This is a genomic window from Mesorhizobium sp. B2-4-12 (genome assembly GCF_006441575.1).
Lineage (GTDB): Bacteria > Pseudomonadota > Alphaproteobacteria > Rhizobiales > Rhizobiaceae > Mesorhizobium.
On the sequence record NZ_VFVC01000018.1, the window covers coordinates 1 to 21,125 of the forward strand.

Annotated in this window: 18 protein-coding genes and 1 tRNA gene; 9 read left to right on the forward strand and 10 right to left on the reverse strand. The window is 61.5% G+C overall.

Going from position 1 to position 21,125, the window contains the following annotated elements:
* The 4 genes from betC to betB form a co-directional block, all read left to right on the forward strand.
* Positions 1-1,172 (forward strand): choline-sulfatase (gene betC / locus FJ934_RS12925; protein ID WP_140610008.1); only part of this gene is annotated, 1,172 nt, incomplete at its 5' end.
* Positions 1,169-2,179 (forward strand): threonine/serine dehydratase, encoded by a 1,011-nt coding sequence (locus tag FJ934_RS12930; RefSeq protein ID WP_181165598.1) that lies wholly within the window; start codon positions 1,169-1,171, stop codon positions 2,177-2,179. The genes betC and FJ934_RS12930, both read left to right, overlap by 4 nt.
* 3 nt (positions 2,180-2,182) lie before the next feature.
* Positions 2,183-3,835 (forward strand): choline dehydrogenase, encoded by a 1,653-nt coding sequence (gene betA, locus FJ934_RS12935; protein ID WP_140610010.1) that lies wholly within the window; start codon positions 2,183-2,185, stop codon positions 3,833-3,835.
* Between the two features lie 149 nt (positions 3,836-3,984).
* Positions 3,985-5,448: a betaine-aldehyde dehydrogenase gene (gene betB / locus FJ934_RS12940; protein ID WP_140610085.1), complete on the forward strand. Its 1,464-nt coding sequence runs from the start codon at positions 3,985-3,987 to the stop codon at positions 5,446-5,448.
* A gap of 373 nt (positions 5,449-5,821) precedes the next feature.
* Here betB and FJ934_RS12945 read toward each other — a convergent pair whose 3' ends face one another.
* The 6 genes from FJ934_RS12945 to FJ934_RS12970 form a co-directional block, all read right to left on the reverse strand.
* On the reverse strand, positions 5,822-6,271 hold the full coding sequence (locus tag FJ934_RS12945) for a DUF3237 domain-containing protein (protein ID WP_140610011.1): 450 nt from the start codon (positions 6,269-6,271) through the stop codon (positions 5,822-5,824).
* A gap of 186 nt (positions 6,272-6,457) precedes the next feature.
* A complete protein-coding gene (locus tag FJ934_RS12950) occupies positions 6,458-7,306 on the reverse strand; it encodes an MBL fold metallo-hydrolase (RefSeq protein ID WP_140610012.1) in 849 nt (282 codons plus the stop codon).
* Positions 7,307-7,339: 33 nt separating this feature from the next.
* The gene (locus tag FJ934_RS12955; protein ID WP_140610013.1) at positions 7,340-8,248 is read right to left on the reverse strand and encodes an alpha/beta fold hydrolase; all 909 of its coding nucleotides are present in this window, start codon (positions 8,246-8,248) and stop codon (positions 7,340-7,342) included.
* A gap of 137 nt (positions 8,249-8,385) precedes the next feature.
* Complete coding sequence (locus tag FJ934_RS12960) at positions 8,386-9,357, reverse strand: NAD(P)H-binding protein (protein WP_246671503.1); 972 nt, start codon at positions 9,355-9,357, stop codon at positions 8,386-8,388.
* Between the two features lie 396 nt (positions 9,358-9,753).
* Complete coding sequence (locus tag FJ934_RS27985; protein WP_181165600.1) at positions 9,754-10,470, reverse strand: hypothetical protein; 717 nt, start codon at positions 10,468-10,470, stop codon at positions 9,754-9,756.
* Between the two features lie 973 nt (positions 10,471-11,443).
* Positions 11,444-11,520, reverse strand: a tRNA-Pro gene (locus tag FJ934_RS12970).
* A gap of 414 nt (positions 11,521-11,934) precedes the next feature.
* Between FJ934_RS12970 and FJ934_RS12975 the strand changes: the two genes are divergently transcribed.
* From FJ934_RS12975 to FJ934_RS12985, 3 genes are all read left to right on the forward strand, one after another.
* On the forward strand, positions 11,935-12,150 hold the full coding sequence (locus tag FJ934_RS12975; RefSeq protein ID WP_140610087.1) for a hypothetical protein: 216 nt from the start codon (positions 11,935-11,937) through the stop codon (positions 12,148-12,150).
* Between the two features lie 4 nt (positions 12,151-12,154).
* Positions 12,155-12,595: a hypothetical protein gene (locus tag FJ934_RS12980; protein WP_140610015.1), complete on the forward strand. Its 441-nt coding sequence runs from the start codon at positions 12,155-12,157 to the stop codon at positions 12,593-12,595.
* Between the two features lie 181 nt (positions 12,596-12,776).
* Complete coding sequence (locus FJ934_RS12985; RefSeq protein ID WP_140610016.1) at positions 12,777-13,121, forward strand: hypothetical protein; 345 nt, start codon at positions 12,777-12,779, stop codon at positions 13,119-13,121.
* A gap of 40 nt (positions 13,122-13,161) precedes the next feature.
* Here FJ934_RS12985 and FJ934_RS12990 read toward each other — a convergent pair whose 3' ends face one another.
* From FJ934_RS12990 to FJ934_RS13005, 4 genes are all read right to left on the reverse strand, one after another.
* Positions 13,162-14,781, reverse strand: a complete 1,620-nt coding sequence (locus tag FJ934_RS12990; RefSeq protein ID WP_140610017.1) for an ABC transporter ATP-binding protein — start codon at positions 14,779-14,781, stop codon at positions 13,162-13,164.
* A 17-nt stretch (positions 14,782-14,798) separates the two neighbouring features.
* Positions 14,799-15,920: an ABC transporter permease subunit gene (locus tag FJ934_RS12995; RefSeq protein WP_140610018.1), complete on the reverse strand. Its 1,122-nt coding sequence runs from the start codon at positions 15,918-15,920 to the stop codon at positions 14,799-14,801.
* Positions 15,913-16,836: an ABC transporter permease subunit gene (locus FJ934_RS13000; protein ID WP_140610019.1), complete on the reverse strand. Its 924-nt coding sequence runs from the start codon at positions 16,834-16,836 to the stop codon at positions 15,913-15,915. Before FJ934_RS13000 ends, FJ934_RS12995 begins: the two co-directional genes overlap by 8 nt.
* 167 nt (positions 16,837-17,003) lie before the next feature.
* Positions 17,004-18,596 carry a peptide ABC transporter substrate-binding protein gene (locus tag FJ934_RS13005; protein ID WP_140610020.1) on the reverse strand — a complete coding sequence of 531 codons (1,593 nt, stop codon included), beginning with the start codon at positions 18,594-18,596 and terminating at the stop codon, positions 17,004-17,006.
* 286 nt (positions 18,597-18,882) lie between these two features.
* Here FJ934_RS13005 and FJ934_RS13010 point away from each other — a divergent pair, with 286 nt between their 5' ends.
* On the forward strand, positions 18,883-19,329 hold the full coding sequence (locus tag FJ934_RS13010; protein WP_140610088.1) for a TadE/TadG family type IV pilus assembly protein: 447 nt from the start codon (positions 18,883-18,885) through the stop codon (positions 19,327-19,329).
* Positions 19,330-21,087, forward strand: a complete 1,758-nt coding sequence (locus FJ934_RS13015) for a TadG family pilus assembly protein (RefSeq protein ID WP_140610021.1) — start codon at positions 19,330-19,332, stop codon at positions 21,085-21,087. It begins immediately after the preceding gene.
* The last annotated feature ends 38 nt before the right edge of the window (positions 21,088-21,125 follow it).

Sequence of the window (21,125 nt, forward strand, 5' to 3'; positions counted from 1 at the left end):
CCGATATCTACCCGGCTGATTTCGGCTGGACGCCGGACTATCGCAAGCCCGGCGAGCGGATCGACTGGTGGTACCACAATCTGGGCTCGGTGACCGGTGCCGGCGTCGCCGAGATCTCGAACCAGATGGAGTATGACGACGAGGTCGCCTTCCATGCGGTGCAGAAGCTCTATGATTTCGCGCGCGTCTCCGACGGCGCCGCGCACCGGCCCTGGTGCCTGACGGTTTCCTTCACCCATCCGCACGATCCCTATGTGGCACGGCGGCAATATTGGGATCTCTACGAAGATTGCCCGGCGCTCGAGCCCGAAGTGGGCTTCATTCCCTATGACAGCCAGGATCCGCATTCGAAGCGGCTGTATAAAGCCTGCGACTACGACAGTTTCGACATCACTGCCGAGCAGATCCGCCGCTCCCGTCGCGGCTACTTCGCCAACATCTCCTATCTCGACGACAAGGTCGGCGAGCTGCTGTCGGTGCTCGAGCGTACGCGCATGCTCGACGACACAATCATCCTGTTCTGCTCGGACCACGGCGATATGCTCGGCGAGCGCGGGCTGTGGTTCAAGATGTGCTTCTTCGAGGGCTCGGCGCGGGTGCCGCTGATGATCGCGGGCAAGGGCGTGCCGGCCGGCCGGATCGACACGCCGGTCTCCAATCTCGATGTGACGCCGACGCTCTGCGACCTCGCCGGCATCGACATGAGCGCGATCGCGCCATGGACCGATGGCCAGTCGCTGCTGCCGCTGCTGGATGGCAAGCAGCGCACCGCACCAGTGCTGATGGAATACGCCGCCGAAGGCTCCAACGCGCCGTTGGTGGCGATCCGCGATGGCCGTTACAAGTTCGTCCATTGCGAGATCGATCCGCCCCAACTCTATGATATCGAATCCGATCCACATGAATTGACCAATCTCGCCGCCGATCCGGCGCATGCCGATCTGGCGGCGGCGTTCATGGAAAAAGTCCGCGCGCGCTGGGACATGGTGGCTTTCGATGCCGCCGTGCGCGCCAGCCAGGCGCGGCGCTGGGTGGTCTATCCGGCGCTGCGCAATGGCACGCACTACCCCTGGGAATTCCAGCCGCTGCAAAAGGCGTCGGAACGTTACATGCGCAACCACATGGATCTCAACGTGCTCGAAGAGCAGAAACGGTTTCCGCGAGGCGAATGATGGCAGACCTTCTCGTTCCTACCCTCGACCATCTCAAGCAGGCCTATGCCGTCACCTCCCGGGCGACGCAGATCACGCCGCTGATGGAATCGGTGGCACTGGCGCGCGAGACAGGTGCGGCCCGTGTCTTCGTTAAACCGGAATCGCTGCAATGGGCCGGATCCTTCAAGATACGCGGCGCCTATTGGCGGCTGAAGCGGCTTTCGGCCGACGAGGCGAAGAGGGGCGTCGTCGCCTATTCTTCCGGCAATTTCGCGCAGGGGCTGGCCGCCGCTGGCCAGGCGCTCGGCATTCCCGTCACCATCGTCATGCCGATCGACGCGCCGGCCGCCAAGCGTGACGCCACGGCGGGTTACGGCGCGCGAGTCGTGCTCACCGACCATGGCGAGCGCGCCCGTGAGGAGGTCGCCGCCGCCAAGGCGCGCGAAATCGCCGAGACCGAAGGCGTGGCTCTCCTGCATCCGTTCGACGATCCCGAGATCGTCGCCGGCCAGGCGGGCGCTGGCCTCGAGGCGCTCGACCAGCTTGCCGCCAAGGATGCCAGCGCCGATCTGTTGTTCTGCTCGGTCGGCGGTGGCGGGCTGATCGGCGGCGTTTCGCTTGCCTTCCACTATTTGTCGCCGGCTACCGAGATCATCGGCGTCGAGCCGGAAGGATTCAACGGCATGGGTGCCTCCCTGGCGCATGGCAGCATCGAGACGATGCCGATCGGGCCGAAATCGATCTGCGACGGGCTTATGTCGCGACGCCCAGGCGATGCGCCCTTCGCGGCGGTCAAGACCGCGGGCGTGCGGGGCATCACGGTGGACGATCAATCGGTGCGGCAGGCAATGCGGATCGCCTTCGAGCGGATGAAGCTGGTGCTGGAGCCGTCAGGCGCGGCATCGCTGGCCGCACTGCTCGGCGGCAAGGTGGATGTGAAGGGCAAGACCGTTCTTGTGGTCGCAACCGGCGGCAACGTCTCGCTCGCCGATTTCATCACGCATATGAATAATGGGCTGACATGAACCATGCTTGAAGCGGATTTCGTCATCATCGGCTCCGGCTCCGCCGGCTCGGCCATGGCCTATCGCCTGTCGGAAGACGGCAAGCATTCGGTCATCGTCATCGAATTCGGCGGCAGCGATATCGGGCCGCTGATCCAGATGCCGTCGGCGCTGTCGATCCCGCTCAACATGAGCCTCTATGACTGGGGCTTCGCCAGCGAACCTGAATCCCATCTCGGCGGCCGTGTGCTGGCGACGCCGCGCGGCAAGGTGATCGGCGGTTCGTCCTCTATCAACGGAATGGTCTATGTGCGCGGCCATGCCCGCGACTTCGATCATTGGGCCGAACAGGGGGCGGCCGGCTGGGGCTTTGCCGACGTGCTTCCCTATTTCAAGCGCATGGAAGATTCCGACGGAGGCGAGGACGGCTGGCGCGGACATGGTGGGCCGCTGCATGTGCAGCGCGGCTCGCGGCGCAATCCGCTCTATGGTGCCTTCGTCGAGGCGGGCCGTCAGGCCGGGTTCGAACTGACCGACGACTATAATGGTGCCAAGCAGGAAGGCTTCGGCGCGATGGAGCAGACCATTCTGGGCGGTCGGCGCTGGTCGGCGGCATCAGCCTATCTGAAGCCGGCGCTCAGGCGTAAAAACGTGAGTCTGGTCAAAGGTTTTGCCCGGCGGGTGATCATCGAGAATCAACGCGCCATCGGCGTCGAGATCGAGGCTCACAAGCAGATTCAGGTCGTTAAGGCGCGACGTGAGGTGATCGTCGCCGCCTCGTCGATCAACTCGCCCAAGATCCTGATGCTGTCCGGCATCGGCCCGGCCGAGCATCTACGCGAAAACGGCATTGCCGTCGTGGCCGACCGGCCCGGCGTCGGCCGCAACCTGCAGGATCATCTGGAGCTCTACATCCAGCAGGAATCGACCAAGCCGATCACGCTGAATTCGGTGCTCAACCCGTTCTCCAAGGCGATGATCGGGGCGCAGTGGCTGTTCTTCAAATCAGGCCTCGGCGCCACCAACCATTTCGAGGCGGCGGCATTCGTGCGCTCGCGCGCCGGCGTCGACTACCCCGATATCCAGTACCACTTCATCCCGGCGGCGGTTCGTTACGACGGCAAGGCGGCGGCGAAGTCGCATGGCTTCCAGGCCCATGTCGGACCAATGCGGTCGAAATCACGCGGCTCGGTGACGCTGCGCTCGCCGGATCCAAAATCGAAGCCGGTGATCCACTTCAACTACATGTCGCACCCGGACGACTGGGCGGAGTTCCGTCACTGCATCCGGCTGACGCGACAGATCTTCGGCCAGTCGGCGTTCGACGCCTATCGCGGTGAGGAAATCTCGCCGGGCAGCCATGTGCAGTCGGACGACGAACTCGATGTCTTCATCCGCGACCATGCCGAGAGCGCCTATCACCCGTGCGGCACCTGCAAGATGGGGCGAGCCGACGACGCAATGAGTGTCGTCGATCCGGAATGCCGGGTCATCGGTGTCGAGGGCTTGCGCGTCGCCGATTCCTCGATCTTCCCGCGTGTCACCAACGGCAACCTCAACGCGCCGTCGATCATGACCGGCGAGAAGGCCTCCGACCACATTCTCGGCCGCACGCCGCTGGCGCCCTCCAACCAGGAGCCATGGATCAATCCGCGCTGGCAGGTGTCGGACAGATAGAGCATGATCCCGGGACATTCCTCCGGCGCATGATCCCGAAATCGGATTCGATTTCTGGAAAGTTCATGCGCAGAAATAAGGTGCTGCAGCGTCCTTTGCGCGTCCAGGAGGACGCGCGGCGCTGCGGCGAAGACAATGTGGAGACTCCCATGCGCGCCCAGCCCACGGCATCGCACTATGTCAACGGACGCTATATCGACGACGAGCAGGGCGCGCCGTTGCCGGTCATCTATCCGGCAACGGGCGAGACCATCGCGATGCTGCGTTCGGCGACGCCGAACGTGCTGGAACTTGCGATCGAGGCCGCACGGGCCGCACAGCCGGCCTGGGCGCGGCTGAAGCCGGTCGAGCGCGGCCGCATCCTGCGCCGCGCCGCCGACATTTTGCGCGCCCGCAACGCAGATCTCGCCCGCATCGAAACGTTGGACACCGGGAAGGCGATCCAGGAGACGCTTGTGGCGGACGCGCCTTCGGCGGCGGACTGCCTTGAATATTTCGGCGGCGCGGTCGCCGCCTATAATGGTGAGGCCGTCGATCTTGGCGGTCCCTTTGCCTATACGCGGCGCGAGGCGCTCGGCGTCTGCGTCGGCATCGGCGCCTGGAACTACCCGATCCAGATCGCCGGCTGGAAATCGGCGCCGGCGCTGGCCATGGGCAACGCCATGGTGTTCAAGCCGTCGGAGAACACCCCTCTTTCGGCGTTGGCGCTGGCCGAGATCTACAGCGAGGCCGGCCTGCCCGATGGGCTGTTCAATGTGGTGCAGGGCTATGGCGACGTCGGCGCCGGGCTCGTCGGCCACGATATCGTCGCCAAGGTCTCGGTGACGGGCTCGGTGCCGACCGGCCGAAAGGTGTTGTCATCAGCCGGTTCGAAGATGAAGCACGCGACGATGGAGCTTGGGGGGAAGTCGCCGCTGATCGTCTTCGACGACGCCGACATCGAGAACGCCATCGGCGGCGCCATGCTCGGCAATTTCTATTCGACCGGCCAGATCTGCTCCAACGGCACGCGAGTCTTCGTGCAAAGCGGCATTCATGACCGCTTCGTCGAACGATTGGTCGAGCGGACGAAGAAGATTCGTATCGGCGATCCGCTCGACCCCGAGACCCAGATGGGTCCGCTGGTATCCAGGGCGCAGCATGAGAAGGTGGTCGGCTATATCGAGGCCGGCAAGCAGGACGGCGCAACACTCGCCTGCGGCGGCAACGTGCCTTCCTTGCAAGGCTTCCAGGGCGGCTTCTTTGTCGAGCCGACGGTATTTACGGGTGTCACCGACACGATGCGCATCGCGCGCGAGGAAATCTTCGGGCCTGTGATGAGCGTGCTGAAATTCGATGGCGAGGACGAGGTGATCGACCGTGCCAACGACACCGAATTCGGCCTCGCCGCGGGCGTGTTCACGCGCGACCTGCCGCGCGCCCATCGCGTCATCGCCGAGCTTCAGGCCGGCACCTGCTGGATCAATGCCTACAATCTGACGCCGGTGGAAATTCCTTTCGGCGGCTTCAAGCAGTCCGGCATCGGCCGCGAGAACTCGCTGGCGGCACTGGCGCTTTATTCGCAGCTGAAGGCTGTCTATGTCGAAATGGGAGATGTGGCGAGCCCGTATTGAGCGGTGCTACGCCGCCTTTGTCCTTCTCGCAAAAGCCGAGGCGACTTTGGGTGGCATGCCGCGCAGGTGATGAAGAACAGCAGGCCAGCCGATGTTAGCGGCGAAGCAAGACCTCTTAGCCCTTGTTTTCACCAAGGAAATAAGGTGGGCGCCACCTTTGCGGTCGAAGCTGGAGGTCCCACTCGAAGAATCGCGGCTTGCAGTTCGGCCTAGTTACCGCAGAGCCCCAAGGTGTGATCTTTCAGTTCACGTTGCCAGCGAGTGCGATCGGCGTAGCGTAAGCTTTTACTCAAAGCGGCGCTACTACAAGGCATATTCGACAGCAGCCCCGGACCGGGGGATCACGGCAGACATTGGCGAGATGCACCACAAACTAGGCCACGCGATAGATCTTGTACTCAAGGGCACCAGCACTCAACCGCCCCTCTGCTACGAAAAGGCTCTGATTGAGCCACGCGTATCGCGGATCGCCCGTTTCAAATCGCGGTGTGCTTCGCAGATAATGGTCGCCGTATTCGGTACTGCCGCCTGTCGCCAGTGCCCGAGTGACCGTCTCGTTAAGTTCGATCAAACCGGGGTAATACAAATAGATGAAAGCGCCGTCGTTGGTGACCAACTGAGTGCGCACGTCGAGACGGAAGAACCCGTCTGGGCCAATTAGAGCCCAATCTCCACCGCCAGGTAAAATCTTCCCATTTAGCTTCTTGCCCACAATGGTGCCGTCACTGATCTCGAAGTATCTTCGCATTCCGAACGGACCAGGACCAATGTCTATCGGAGCGTTAAGCGGGACAGAGAGCGTAAACTCAAATTCAAAGTTCATAGCCGCCTCCTGGGATAAAATCGGTCGCCGGAGCTGATGCTGTGCGGCGGCCGGCTCTCGGAGTTGTTCGCGCCGCATGCGTAGCCGTGTCGAGCCTCAATGGCCCTGACCGGGTTTTCAAAAGCCCTTCGACATGTTTGTCGATGGTGTTGAGAACGAAACCAAGCAACGGTTTTTCATTGCCCTTCAATTGCTCCGGGGTTTGGCCGCGTTGGCGCTCCCCCAAAGTGATCCTGGATTGATGCGGTCCGGGTACAGCGCAAGCATGCGGTCGTAGAGTTCGCGTGCCGTTGCAGTCTCGTCGTCAAGCCGAATGAAGTCTTGGATATAGCGGCGCGTTTGTTGAATGTGCCGCGGCGAGTTATCTGGATCGAGTGGACCGTGGCCGACGACGACAGCCTGCGGATTCAGCGATTCGACCTTGTCGATGGCTGCGAGCCAATCAGCAAGGCCTTGTCCGTCGGACTCGACTAGATAGGGATGCGTTTCGTTGTATATAGCGTCACCGGCGACCACAAGGCTGATCGATGGCACATAAAGGCAAGTCGTGTGATCAGTATCCGTGTGCCCTATGTCGACCGCGATGATCTCGTTCCCTTCGAGGGTGAAAGTGCCACCTTCGAGTGGCTCGGCGGCCACAAGACTGGCGGGGACCTGTCCCGGGAATCGGGTCCGCCAGTTTTCGACTGAGTCGGCTGTGAGCGTCTTGTGCATAGTTTCCACCACTTGCGGCAACGCGATTGCCCGCGCCTCCGGAAACCGATCGCGTAGAAGTTTCAGACCGAAGAAATGATCTGGATGAGCATGAGTGATGTAAATGGCAGATAAGCGCCTGCCAGTGGCGTTGATCGAGTCGGCCAACTCAGCCGTCTGGGCATCGGACAGAAACGTATCGACCAGCAAGGCCTCTCGCTCGCCAAAGATCAACGTGGTCGTATTAGCCACCCACTTGAGGTTATCCTTGCCGGGCGGGACACCTTGGGTTGCGCTCGCGCGCTTCTGAATGAACAGCTTCCATTGGAGAGGTTTCGACACCGGTTTGCCCTTTCGGTTTAGAGGCGGCACTATTCATGATTTGGCAGGGGCCAGATGCTGACTGAACCACGCTAGGGCGGCGGCGCAGGCATTTGGGAACTGCTCCAGGTAAGGATCAAAGTGCCCACCTTGAACGGTCACGAGCTTCTTGGGCTCCAGCGCCTGCTCATAGGCACGCAACTGAATGTCTGTCAGGGTAATGTTGTCAGCCAGAGCGACTATCATCAGTAATGGTGTCGGCGAGACGCAGGCGATCCAATGCCCGGGTTCGTACATTCTCGCGAGGCGGCCTGATCTGACGGTGACCTCGTTCTTCCAGGCGCCCGGCGGCAACGGCTGGAGATAGAATGCGATCGCGTCGCCGGCCCGATAGGATGCCGGAATCGACGGGTCTGCATTGACCACTTGCTGGCGCCGCGGCTGCTCGCCGCGAAGCTGTGCACGCTCGTCTTCGTCAAACAGGCGCTCCAACGCGGCAACCATATCTGGCGCTACACGGCGCAGCCCTTGTTCGTAGCCGCTGATGGTTGGCACCTGGGAGACAATAGCCCGAACGCGCCGGTCGGTCGCTCCTAGCACCAGCACATGGCCACCGGCGTAGCTGGTGCCCCAAATCCCGATCCTCGCCGCATCGATTTCCGGCAACGATTCCAGAAAAGAGATCGCGCGCCGCCAGTCGGCAATCTGGCGCCAGGGATCGATGTCGTGACGAATGGCACCATCGCTCGCCCCGAAATTACGGTGGTCATGGACAAGTACGACGAAGCCTGCCTCTGCGAAGGCCTGGGCGAACCGCGCAAGCCCATGCTCCTTGATCCCCGCATAGCCGTGAGCCATGGAGATCGCGGGCAATGGCCCCGCTCCCTTTGGCGGCAAGAAGAGCCAGCCACGTAGGAAGTCCCCGCCTTCTACCGGAAATCTAATGTCACGCTGCTCAACCATGATGTTCCTTTGTCCAGGCGGTGTGGACGAATTTCACGAGGATCGGGTTATCCTGTTTCGTCTTCATGTTTGACGTCGCTCAGGCGAGTAATTTGCGTGTCCGGCCGATTCTTGCGCCGGGAAATGATAGCCAACCCCTACGAATGCTCCGGTTCGCGCTGCTTGAACTCAGGGGCGTGGAGCGTCACGAAGTCACGCATATTCGTCGGTGCTTCGCCGGTAAGTTTGCGCAGAGTGTCCGTCATGCGGTCATAACGCCCCTGCTTGGTCAACTCGGCCATGGCGGAGAGATGGCGGACTACGTGCTCTGGATACTTCGCCTGCCGAAGGCCCTCGCTCCACGCCGGGAGTGGGACGTCCCGATATGCGATCGGCCTGCCGAGCGCTTCGGAGAACACGCGCGCATAGTGGTCCAGATCGGCCGATTCCGACCCTGTCAGATCATAGATCTGTCCGATATGCGGTGCGGGTTCGTCGAGGATCGCCGCGACCGCACGCGCTACGTCGACTGCTGAAATCGGTGAGGTCTTGCCGCTCCCCAGGGGCAGCGCCAACGCGTCGGAGGCTTTCACGCCGGGGGCAACGAGTTGAAGAAAGAAGCCCTCGAGGAAGACCGTCGGCCGTACGGTGACGACCGGCAGCCCAGACCAGGACAGGGCCTGCTCCGACAGCCAGTGCAGCTTGTGCTGCGGGCTGTCAGTGGTCTCGTTGATGCCCATCTGCGAGACCGTCATTTGTGACATGTTCACAAAGGCCTCGACGCCGTGGTGGCGCGCCACTGCGGCGGTGTTGACCGTGGCTTCCAGGTAGGCCGCCGAGGTAGACATTCCAAAATAGATGCGCTGGCAACCTTCGATGGCGCGGTGCATCGAGGCAAGGTCCGTCAGATCGCCTTGTACGACCTCGGCGCCAAGCCGCCGAAGCGCTTCGGCGCGCTCGTCCTCACGCCGAACCAAGGCGCGCACCTTGTGCCTTCTCGCGAGCAGGAGTTCGGTGAGGTTGCGGCCGATGCCGCCAACAGCGCCGGCTGCTCCGGTCACGAGGATCGGAGTGTCATGTGTATGTTTCGTCATCTGGCTTACCTCAGGTTCAAAGAAAAATCGGCTCATTGTTCGACCGCAACAGCGGTCGTGCTGGTCTTGTGGCGACGATCCTCATTGACTGGTGAATTTGAATGCCGCCTTCGACTTCCCGCACGTCATAAACATTTAGCGGCCTGGTCGCCGGGCCGTGGATGACGGCTCCAGTCGTGATGTCAAACCGGGACCCGTGGCACTGGCACATGATCGCCAGCCCCGGCCAAGTGACCCACCCGAGAGCGGGCATGCATTCGTGGGCGCATGTGCAAAGGTCGTCGAACGCGTAGAGGCGGTCATCGACACGCGCGATTGAGATTCGTCGCTTTCGGTCGTCCAGGTAATAGGGGGCGAAGAAAATGTTCGGGATCGTAGCGCCCGATCCCACTGCACCGAGCTGACTGATACCCGAGTGTGGCTGAATCCTGATTACCACCCGACACGCGTCGCGGGTGCTCGGCTCAAGAGAACCCGGCTCACGACAAGAACCCATGCGAAAAGGAGGATGGGAGAAACGTACCGCGAATATGCGCCGTCGGGAGCCCAGATTCCGTCGCTCAACCAGGTGGTGCCGCCCAGTAACCCGAGCACGACAGCTGCTACACCGGTTGCAAAGAGCGCATTGGAAATCAGCCTGGCCCGCCAAAGGCCGAACGCACCAGACATGATCAACATCGCACGTGGGAATGAAGTCAGCACGCCGAGAGCCCAAGAGAATCCGTTCAGTCCGGATACGAGTGCTCGATCTGGCGAACCGGCGATCGAGTAAGCGAGTGATGCACCCACCGTTACCTGGAGCAGCAACAGTGCTCCGAGCGTTGCGCTGGCGGCGGTTGCTGCTGCGCCCCAGCCATCTTGTCCCGCATCCGCCAAGGTATTCCTCAACGCTGCCGCGAACCATAGAAGATTGAGTACGGCCAAGCCCGAGAAGATCGCAGCGATCAGGATCCATGTGCGATCCCCATCGTAGAATGAGACGAGTGTATCGGTCGACGCGGCGACCTGCGGCTGGTGCCCATAGATCGCATAAGCGATGATGAAGAGGCCGACGGACTGAATGCCGCTCGTGCGCCACATGCGCTCCCAGAACGCGGAGGTAACGTAGACGCTGGCGGACGAAGTCATCGGTGTTGCGGACGTGCTCATAAGTATCCTCCTAGCGTTTGGTTCATTCTGCTGATGAATTGGCTTATCCGGCGCCCTTGCGGCATCGGTTGAGTTGATTTGGATTCCGCAATCTCGCCAATAGTTCGATCGAAGTTCATAGCTAGCCCACTGCCCCGCAAAGCCTGATCCTGTCGGGCTGTGGCCAGCCGCGATGCGCTCCGGGAGTGAGGCGGTCGCTCAGGTCGAGAGCGGCTTTCCGGCCTTGATTGACCTGAACACCCTTCCGCGTTCACTACATGCTTGGCCACAAACATCAGCCGGTCGCTTCATCAAATCTATTGCACGATGGTGTTGGCGATACCTTAGTGTTGCAGGAGAGCAGCTCGGAAGGAGGCCGTCAGATTTTGGCTCCTATGCCGGTGATGCTGAGAGCCGTCCGCACGTTTGAGATCAGCGAGCTTGCCGGTGTAGCTCCCATCGAAGACGATTTTCTAAGTCGATCGAGATCGATGATGTGTCGTAGCAACGCCCACGGCACCTCCGCTCCAGCTCTACCCCGCGCCTATAGGCAAGGGGCGGAGAGCCGCCCACCGCATCATAGGCGGATTGGCGGGCTACAGTTTCACCCGGGGCGGAAGCGGAGCGATGGGGCGGCGCGGGGCCCGTCGACGACTAAAGTATGTGCCAATTGCCTTTGAGGCTTCTCCGATACTCAGCGCTTCGCCAGGATTGGATTTCTTGGACGATCACCTCATAGTCATGGTTGGCATGCCCCTATACATCATCATTTAGCGAAATCGGAATAAACGTTCTCGCAGCCGTAGCGGCGCTGAAGAAGCAGGCACCGTCTGCCGTTGATGTGGCTTAATGGAGGTTCCGAAGAAGCCCACCTATAGGCTAGCAAGCCACTTCAACAATTGTGCGCTTGCCAGGCTGCATCAAGCGGCCTAGATGCCTTTCCGTTTTTTCTGTGGGGTAGGCAGTCTCGGGATGCCTAAGTGCTTGTTCTTTCTGGTCGGAGTGGCAGGATTTGAACCTGCGACCCCCTCGTCCCGAACGAGGTGCGCTACCAGACTGCGCTACACTCCGTGACCAGACCGCGGGCTTATAGCCGCCACACTTCATTCCTGCAAGCGGCAATGGCAGCACTTCTGTCGCATTTCGCCAGCTTTCGTCGCCCTCGGGTGCGGAGCTGTGCCTGGACGGTCAGCCGAGGACTATGCCAATCACCATGGCGGTGATGGCCATTGCGAAGACCGGTGCGAGCAACAACGCGCCAACACTTTTCTGATCAGCTTCCTCCGACGATTCTGCAGCGGACAACGAGGGCAACCGGTGGCTGTTCCGGGCGGTGCGCCTGACGGGGCCATAGGGTTTTGCGGTCAGACTTAGGTCCTGCTACCAACCGACCGAAGCCCAGCCCCGGGAACATTTGCACTCCGTCCCAGTTCGTTGGTGGGCGCGGACACGATCACACGATCAGAAGAGCGGAATTGGATGAACATGTCGAACCGTGAGACTGCGAGATCCCATACCTTGGGAATGCGCGTGGCCGGGCTCAGAAACAGGATGCGGGAGGCCCGGATTACCGAAGGTGAAATGAGGACCTTCCAGAAGGTCGCAGCCGTGATCGAGGACGGCCACGGCCGGATCGATGGCGACGATCTGATTGCGGCTTCTTTCGTTACCGACACGCTGGCCGATAAGGGAACGCCCTGAGACCATGCAGACAATCAGCAGGCTTTTTGATTCCCATGGCGAAGCGGCACGGGTCGCCGGCGATCTGGTGGCGGCGGGCATTCCTTGCGTACGCATTGCCATTATCGGCCCCTACCACGACGAGATCGGGATCCTAAGGACGCCGGCCGTCATCCTTGGCGCTGTCGCCGGGGTGCTGGCTTGCCTGAGTGCTGTCGCCGTCTACGGCGTCAGTTCGCTTCCGGCCGGATTATCTGCAACTGCAATGATTGGCGCGCTCTGCGGCGGTGGCGCTGGCGCGCTGCTTGGAGCATTCGTCCCGACTGCCAAAAGGCCGGATGATCGGAGCGCAGCCGAGGGGATTGTTTTGGTGACGGCGCATGTCGATGAAACCGAGACCGACATCGCCCAGGCCGTGCTCGGCGGTTGCGCGCCCCTGGACAGCTTCGTCGCCGAGGCGGCATGAGAATCTCCAAAAAAATTGATGCATCGGCCCGGTAGCCACCGTGGGTCGACGGTTCACATATCACGGCCGGAGCGGACGGCAACCATGCCTGGCGGGGCGCAGAGCTTTGACGAAATGGGCATCGGCCCTAGGTAGTTCGATGGATATGAGGGGCCGGTAAGACGGCGAGCCGGATGCGGACATGAACTTGGCTTCAACGGCAGCATCGGCACCGACTGTTTTGGTTGCGGTGCTTCTTGCTACTGGCTGCTCGTCGATCGGCGGGACCGGCAACCCAGCGAAATACGACAGCATGAGCTGCACCGAACTCAACAGCGCGCTGGGAAGCACCGCCAGCGCGATCTCGCAAACCGCGATCACGCGCGGCAAGGTCGCCAACAGCAGTGTCCCACGCTGGCTTTTGGGTGGCTCGCGCGTGAAGACGGCGATCGCCAACCGCGAGACGGCCAGGATCGAACGGCTGAAGCAGCAACATGATGCCATTGTCGCTGCGCGGGCGCGCAGGTGCCATAGGTCAGCTGGCTGAGCGCACAGCCGTGATGATTGCCTTCACCTGGCGCGAAGTCTCACGCACTCAACCGGAACCGTGTGACATCAATCGCGGCGTTCATCAGCGTCTGCGTGTAGGGCGCTTGCGGATTGCCGAAGATCGCCTCGGTCGGCCCTTCTTCGACGATCTTGCCTTGCTTCATGACGATGATGTAGTCGGCCATGGCGCGCACCACGGCGAGATCGTGGCTGATGAACAGGTAGGACAGTTCATGGTCCGCCTGCAGCTTGCGCAATAGTTCGACGATCTGTTTCTGCACCGAGCGATCGAGCGCCGAGGTCGGTTCATCCAGTACGACCATTTTGGGCTTCAGGATCATGGCGCGGGCAATGGCGATGCGTTGCCGCTGCCCGCCAGAGAATTCATGCGGGTAGCGGTTGCGGGCGTTCGGATCGAGGCCGACCTCGCGCAAGGCCTCGACCGCGCGCTGGTCGCGCTGTTTGCCCGAAAGGTTCGGCTCATGCACCAGCAGCCCTTCGGTAATGACCTGGCCGACCGTCATGCGCGGCGATAGCGAGCCGAATGGATCCTGGAAAACGAGTTGCATCTGACGCCGCAGCGGCCGCATCGCCTGCCTGTCGGCGGTGGAAATGTCGCGATCGCCAAAACGGATCAAACCATCGCTCGGCAGCAGCCGCAGCAAGGCGCGGCCGAGCGTCGATTTGCCCGAGCCGGATTCACCGACGATGCCGATGGTCTGGTTGCGTTGCAGCCGGATCGAAATGTGGTCGACCGCACGCAGCATCAGCGGTTCACCAGCCAGAAACCCGCCGCCGATCTTGAATGTGACCTCGACATTCCTGCCTTCAAGGACCACCGGCGCATTGGCGGGCGGAGGCGCCTTGGTGCCTGTCGGTTCGGCCGCCAGCAGCATCTTGGTATAGGCATGCTGCGGGTTGACGAAGATCGCCTCCGCCTCGCCTTCCTCGACAACCTCGCCCTGGCGCATGACATAGACCCGGTCGGCGAAGCGCCGGACGATGCCAAGGTCATGGGTGATGAAGACGATCGCCATGCCAAGCTTGCGCTGCAACTCGGCCAGAAGCATCAGTATCTGTGCCTGGATGGTCACGTCGAGGGCCGTCGTCGGCTCGTCGGCGATCAATATGTCGGGGTCGTTGGCGAGCGCCATGGCGATCATCACGCGCTGGCGCTGACCACCGGACATTTCGTGCGGATAGGATTTCATCCGCCGCTCGGGATCCGGAATATGCACCAGCCGCAGCAGCTTCAGCGCCTCCTCATGCGCCTCCGCGGCATTCAGGCCCCGATGCCGCCGGATCGGCTCGATCAGCTGGTTGCCGATCGAATAGAGCGGATCGAGCGAGGTCATCGGCTCCTGGAAGATCATGCTGATCTTGCGGCCCCTGACCTTGTTCAGCTCGGATTTGCTCAGTGTCAGCAGGTTGCGTCCGCGATAGTCGACACTGCCTGACGCCTCGCCATTGGAGGCCAGCAAGCTCATCGCCGCCATCATGGTCTGGCTTTTCCCGGAGCCGGATTCGCCGACCACGGCAACGGTCTCACCCGCGTTGACATGAATGTTGATGCCCTTCACCGCCTCGACGGCGCCATCCAGCGTGCGAAAGCGGACGCGCAGGTCCTTGACGCTGAGGATCGTTTCAGGAGCGGCCATCTCAGCGATCCCCATCTTTATCGATCCCTTGGGTCGAGCGCGTCGCGCAGGCCGTCGCCGACGAAATTCAGGGCGAACAGCGTCGAGACGAGGAAGAAGGCGGGGAACATGAGCAGCCAGTTGGCGGTGCCGATGTTCTTGGCACCGACCGAGATCAGCACGCCCCAGCTGGTCATCGGCTCCTGGATGCCAAGGCCGAGGAATGACAGGAAGCTTTCCAGGATAATGACCTGTGGCACCAGCAGCGTCATGTAGATCACCACCGGACCAAGCAGATTGGGGATGACATGGCGTAGCAGGATGCCGCGGTGGCCGACGCCCATCGCCTCCGCCGCCTGGACATATTCCTGACGTCGGATCGACAATGCCTGGCCACGCACGATGCGTGCCATATCGAGCCACAGCACCGCACCGACCGCCAGGAACATCAGCACGAAATTGCGACCGAAGAACACGACCAGCATGATGACGAAGAAAATGAATGGCAAGGAATAGAGCACGTCGACGATGCGCATCATGACCTCGTCGACCTTGCCCCCTGCAAAGCCGGCCGTGGCGCCGTAAACCACCCCGATCACCACCGCCACGACACCAGCAAGCAGGCCGATGGCCAGCGATATGCGGCCGGCCATCAGTGTGCGCGAGAGAAGATCGCGGCCGGTATTGTCGGTGCCGAACAGGAAATATTGCTGCTTCACCGACGTGCTCATCACCACTTCGAGCCCGTCGGGCGACTTGCTCTCGATCTTTGTGTCGTCGAAGGCATCGGAGCGGTCGAGGTAGCGGATGTTGCGATCATCGATCGGCTTGGTGGAGGTGACGGTGACCGTGACGCGCTCCCCATCCTGCTTCCATTCCTTGATGTCGACCCGCATGCGCTTGATCGCGTCGTTGAGGGCCGTCTCGATCATATCGGCCTTCGGGTAGGCCGTAAGACTCGGCGGCGTGCGCACATAGTCGGCATAGATGGTCGTATACTGGTGCGGCACGAACCAAGGGCCGAACACGCTGATGGCGGCGATAAAAACGAGGTAGTAGAGGCTGAGCATGGCGGCGCGATTGGCCTTCAGGCGCGCCCAGGCATCGCCCCAGAGCGAGCGGCCGACCACGACGGGAGCTGTGGCTGCGATGTCAGTCATAGCGCACCCTTGGGTCGACGACCGCGTACATGACATCGACGATCAGGTTGAAGACGATGGTGAAGATGGCGATCACCACCACCGTCCCCATCACCAGCGTGTAGTCGCGGTTGAGCGCGGCATCGACGAAATAACGGCCGACGCCGGGAATGGAGAAGATGGTCTCGACAATGACCGAGCCGGTCAGCAGCGCTGCCGCCGCCGGACCGGTGAAGGAGACGATCGGCAGGATGGCACCGCGCAGCGCGTGCTTGACCACAACCGACCAGTCGGAAAGGCCGAGCGCGCGGGCGGTTCGGATATGGTGGGACCGCAGCGATTCAATCATCGAACCGCGCATGAGGCGGGCAACGATGGCAATCTGCGGCAAGGCAAGCGTCAGCACCGGGCCGACCTTGTTGATGAAGGCGCCATCGCCCCACCCGCCGATCGGCAACAGCTTCCAGGTCAGCCCGAACAGGAGCTGGACCACCGGCGCGATGACGAAGGTCGGAATGGTGCTGCCGGCTGTCGCCAGCGCAATCACCGCATAGTCGCCAAGCTTGTTCTGGTTGAGCGCGGCAATGGTACCGAGCAGGCTGCCGAGCAGCAGCGCCAGGATCAGCGCCGAAGCACCGAGCTGGACGGAAATGGGCAGGCCCTTGGCAAACAATTCGGTGACGGTGAAGTCCGGCATGTTGTAGCTCGGGCCGAAATTACCGCGCAGCAGATTGCCGAGATAATGCGCATATTGCAGCCAGAGCGGGTCGTTGAGACCATACTGGGCTTCAAGGTTAGCCCTGATCTCGGGGCTCAGTCCCCGCTCCTGGTTGAATGGCCCGCCCGGCGCAACCCGCATCAGAAAGAACGCCATCGTCACGATAACGAACAGCGTCGGAATGGCGGTCAAGAGCCGCCGGAATACATATCGCAGCATCGGTGCCCCGCTTGATCCGGAACACATCCGTCCAACGGGACGATTGTACTCCGGCTTTCAAATCTACGCACCGAACTTTCCGAAAAGCGATTCCGGTTCCCGGGCCGATGCGATGGCAAACCAGCACCGCCGCGCCACTCAAGGGCGCGGCGGGTTTGCCTGGGAGGTCAGTCCTTGCTGATGAAGCGGGACGGGTGAACGTCCATCACATTGTCGACAAAGCCGTGCAGCTTCGTGGAAACGATGTCGTGGTAGCTATAGTAGAGCAGCGGAATCTGGCCGACGTCGTCGACCAGGATGCGCTCGGCTTCAGCGAGATCCTTCATGCGTTCTTCAGGCTTGCCGCCGGCAGCGGCTGCCTTGTCCATGGCAGCCTCGTATTGCGGGCTGTTGTAGCTCGAATAGTTGTTGCCGCTCGCCTTGCGCGAGATGCCGAGGAAGGTTTCCGGATCCTTGTAGTCGGCGATCCAGGCGGCGCGCGCCACGTCGTAATCGCCCTTCTGCTCCAGGAAGGAATAGTGGGTCTTGGTGTCGGTGTTGAGCAAGGTGACGTCGACGCCGAGGGGCTTCAACTGCTCCTGAATGGCGACGGCAGTGTTCTTGTGGTTCTCCGAGGTGTTGTAGCGGATCTCCATCTTCAGCGGATGTTCGGGCGTATAGCCGAGCTTCTCGAGGATTTTCTTGGCCGCGTCCTCACGATCGATCTGGGGCATGTCGGCATATTTGGCCATTGCCGGCGTGTAGCCCTCAATGCCGGGAGGCACCATCGAATAGCCGGGCAGCATCGAATTCTGCCAGACCTTTTCGGCGATGAAGTCACGGTCGATCGCCATCGAGATGGCGTTGCGCAGCTCGGGGTTGTTCCACGGCGCCTTGTCGGTCTTGATCGCATAATAGTAGGTGCCGAGATACGGCCCGACATGGATCTGGTCGCCGAACTTGGTTTTCAAGTCGGCGAGCTGTTCGGTCGGCAGATCGTCGTAGCTGTCGAGTTCGCCAGCCTCGAAGCGCTTCATCGCCGAAGAACGGTCTTCGGTCGGAATGTAGTTGACGACGTCGATCTTGACGCTGCCCGCGTCCCAGAATTTCGGATTCTTGACCAGCTTCATGTGGTCGTTAGGGACCCATTCCGCCAGCGTGTAGGCGCCGTTCGACACCAGCTTGCCCGGCTTGATCCAGTCGGCGCCGAGCTTTTCGATGGAGGCCTTGCTGACCGGATAGGTCGCCTGGTGGGTCAGCATCTCCAGGAAGTAGGGCGTCGGCGCCTTCAGCGTCACTTCCAGCGTATTTGCGTCAATCGCCTTGGCGCCCATATCCTCAGGCTTGCCCTTCTTGGTGTTGACCTCCTCGGCATTCTTGATGGGATAGAGCATGGAAGCATATTCGGCGCCGGTGGCCGGATCCTCCAGCCTGCGGAAGGCATAGACGAAGTCCTCGGCAGTCACCGGGCTGCCATCCGACCACATGCCGTCCTTGCGCAGCTTGAAGGTGTAGACGGTGCCGTCATCCGATACCGTCCAGCTCTCGGCGGCGCCTGGGATGACATTGGCCTTCTCATCCTGCATGACGAGGCCCTGGAACAGGTCGCGCAAGACATTGGCTTCGTAGACCGTAGAGGTCTTGTGCGGGTCGACGGATTCGGATTCGGCAGCGGTGCCTCGGTTGTAGACAATTTCGGCGAATGCCGGCGTGTAGAACGTGCCGGCGGTCACTGCCATGGTCGTGGCGAAAACTGTCGCCTTCAGCATATTTTTCAGCATGAAGTTCTCCCTATCGGCGCTGCCGTCGCGCGCCTTTTCGTGTGTTGACGCCCCGGAACCGATGCCTGGCTCCTTTGAGCGTGCCGCCGGTTCCCTCCGGCAGCTGGTGGCAGGAGACTAGACAGGAGGTAAGCTCTTTTCAACCGAGTACTGATTGACCCTAAGTCAATCCCCGCAATCACAGAAGCAACCGCTAAATTAGAAATGGCTTTTTCAATCGTGCGCAGCCGCCGGTTGTACCCTGAGTTTTCGCTTTCTGCATGCGAAATTTGGCATGCTCGGCACCATGGTTGAGAAGCTTGTTTCCAAGGTCAGATGGCGCGAGTTCCGAACAGATGCTTCGGGGACCTCGGCAGTCGAGTTCGCTGTGCTATCACCGCTCTTCATCCTTCTCCTACTCGGGATGGTTGCATATGGCATCTATTTTGGCGCCGCCAACTCAATCCAGCAGATCACGGCAGACGCCGCCCGGACGGCCATCGCCGGGTTGAACCAGACCGAGCGGCAGACGCTCGTGGCGAGCTTCCTGACAAACAATGCCGGCGGCTATCCCTTCGTCGATGCCAGCAAGCTGACCTACCAGGCCAACGACAGCACCGCCGACGGGAGCCAGTTCGTGGTGTCCATCCAGTACGATGCACGCAACCTGCCGATCTGGAATCTCTTCCCGGGCATAGCCATGCCGGGGACCACGATCACGCGCCAGTCAACGATCAGGGTTGGGGGTATCTGAATGCCGTTGCGTCGGCGCACGAAGGTGGTGCGGCTTTCCCAGCATATGCTTGCCGACAAGAAGGCGAACTTCGCCGTCATGACGGCATTGAGCGCACCGGTCGCGCTGGCGCTGGCCGCGGTGGCCATCGATGAGGCCTCAATCTACACCGAGCGCCGGCAAGCCCAAGCGATGGTCGACCTGGCGGCGATCACCGCCGCCTCGAACATCAACAATGTCAACACGGCGGTCGTCACCACGCTCACCGACAACGGCATGCCAGGTATCGTCGTTCAAGCTTCGGGCCAGACTATCCCCCCGGCTGTCGATAAGACAGTGGTGACGGTCACGCAAGGCCGATATGCCTCGTCGACCGCCAATGTCGGCCAGCGCTTCCAGGCCGGCGTGACACCCTATAATGCAGTGCACGTCACGTTGACGAAAATCCCCGCCCGCTACTTCGCCAGCTCGCTTTTGCCCACTCCGGTCATCGGCACCCAAGCCACCGCCAGTATGACGCCGCAGGCGACATTCTCGGTCGGATCCCGACTGCTCAGCGTCAACGGCGGCATCCTCAACGCTCTTTTGAGCGGACTTCTCGGCGGCAACATCTCGCTCAGCGTCATGGACTATAATGGGCTGATTTCGGCCGATGTCAGCGTGCTTTCCTTCGTCAGTGCGCTCGCCACACAACTGAACATCACGGCCGGCACCTACTCCGACGTCCTGGCCTCGAAAGCGACCGTCGGCCAGATCGCCACCGCCATGGCCAATGTTCCTGGCCTCGGCAATACCGCCAAGGTCGCGTTGCAGATCATCGCCTCCAAATCGACCGGTACCGTCAAGATCCCGCTCAGCAGCCTTGTCGACCTTGGTTCCGTCGGCAGCCTCGGCCTCGGGCAACAGCCGTCCGGCCTTGGGATCGACGCAAGCGCCATGGGAATGCTGACCGCCGCGGCCGTACTCGCGAACGGCACCAACCAGGCCGCGGTCGATCTCGGCGCCACCATACCGGGGCTGCTCTCCACCAAGCTCAGCATTGCCATTGGGGAGCCGGCGCAATCCTCGCCCTGGCTCGCGGTCGGCGGCATCGGCACTGTCGTACGGACCGCCCAGACGCGCATCAAACTCACGGCCTCCGTCGGCATCGGCACGCCCGGCCTCGCCGGCGGCATCAACCTGGTCGCCGTCAATCTGCCGCTCAATGTGGAAGTCGCCTATGCCGAAGCCAAGCTGACCGATATCACCTGTCCGACAGGGCCTTCCAGCATCAACGTCTCCATCGCCGCACACCCTGGCATTGCCCAGTTGAACCTGGCCAACAGCAACAACCCCTCTGGTTTCGCTGACTTCAGCCATCCGCAGACCTTCACGGATGCGGACATCGCCGATGTGAAGCTGCTGTTGATACCGGCGATCCAGGTGGTGGGGTCGGCCGCGACCGCGATCACCAACAACAGCCCGCAGACCCTGACCTTCAACGCGACCGACATCGCCAACAAGACGATCAAGACCGTTTCGACGCGCAACATCTCGCAGTCGCTCACCACCTCACTGGTCAACAACCTGTCGCTTTCCGCCAATCTGCTTGGTCTCGGGATCGATGCGACCGCACTGATCGGAACGGTCAAACCTGCGGTGGTGGGCCTGCTCAACACCGTAACGGCGCCGGTCGACGACCTGCTCTACAATGTGCTTTCGGCACTGGGTGTCGGTGTCGGCCAGGCCGACGTGCGCGTCACCGGAGCGACCTGCGGGCGGGCGGTGCTCGTTCAATAGAGCTTTCGCGGCCAAGCAGGTCGCTTGAAGGGCGGTCG

Bases quoted from the DNA above. Each gene is read 5' to 3' on its own strand.
- FJ934_RS12930 (WP_181165598.1), top strand. From the start codon at position 1,169: ATGATGGCAGACCTTCTCGTTCCTACCCTCGACCATCTCAAGCAGGCC.
- betA (WP_140610010.1), top strand. From the start codon at position 2,183: ATGCTTGAAGCGGATTTCGTCATCATCGGCTCCGGCTCCGCCGGCTCG.
- betB (WP_140610085.1), top strand. From the start codon at position 3,985: ATGCGCGCCCAGCCCACGGCATCGCACTATGTCAACGGACGCTATATC.
- FJ934_RS12945 (WP_140610011.1), bottom strand. From the start codon at position 6,271: ATGAACTTTGAATTTGAGTTTACGCTCTCTGTCCCGCTTAACGCTCCG.
- FJ934_RS12955 (WP_140610013.1), bottom strand. From the start codon at position 8,248: ATGGTTGAGCAGCGTGACATTAGATTTCCGGTAGAAGGCGGGGACTTC.
- FJ934_RS12960 (WP_246671503.1), bottom strand. From the start codon at position 9,357: ATGAGCCGATTTTTCTTTGAACCTGAGGTAAGCCAGATGACGAAACAT.
- FJ934_RS27985 (WP_181165600.1), bottom strand. From the start codon at position 10,470: ATGAGCACGTCCGCAACACCGATGACTTCGTCCGCCAGCGTCTACGTT.
- FJ934_RS12975 (WP_140610087.1), top strand. From the start codon at position 11,935: ATGTCGAACCGTGAGACTGCGAGATCCCATACCTTGGGAATGCGCGTG.
- FJ934_RS12980 (WP_140610015.1), top strand. From the start codon at position 12,155: ATGCAGACAATCAGCAGGCTTTTTGATTCCCATGGCGAAGCGGCACGG.
- FJ934_RS12985 (WP_140610016.1), top strand. From the start codon at position 12,777: ATGAACTTGGCTTCAACGGCAGCATCGGCACCGACTGTTTTGGTTGCG.
- FJ934_RS12990 (WP_140610017.1), bottom strand. From the start codon at position 14,781: ATGGCCGCTCCTGAAACGATCCTCAGCGTCAAGGACCTGCGCGTCCGC.
- FJ934_RS12995 (WP_140610018.1), bottom strand. From the start codon at position 15,920: ATGACTGACATCGCAGCCACAGCTCCCGTCGTGGTCGGCCGCTCGCTC.
- FJ934_RS13000 (WP_140610019.1), bottom strand. From the start codon at position 16,836: ATGCTGCGATATGTATTCCGGCGGCTCTTGACCGCCATTCCGACGCTG.
- FJ934_RS13005 (WP_140610020.1), bottom strand. From the start codon at position 18,596: ATGCTGAAAAATATGCTGAAGGCGACAGTTTTCGCCACGACCATGGCA.
- FJ934_RS13010 (WP_140610088.1), top strand. From the start codon at position 18,883: ATGGTTGAGAAGCTTGTTTCCAAGGTCAGATGGCGCGAGTTCCGAACA.
- FJ934_RS13015 (WP_140610021.1), top strand. From the start codon at position 19,330: ATGCCGTTGCGTCGGCGCACGAAGGTGGTGCGGCTTTCCCAGCATATG.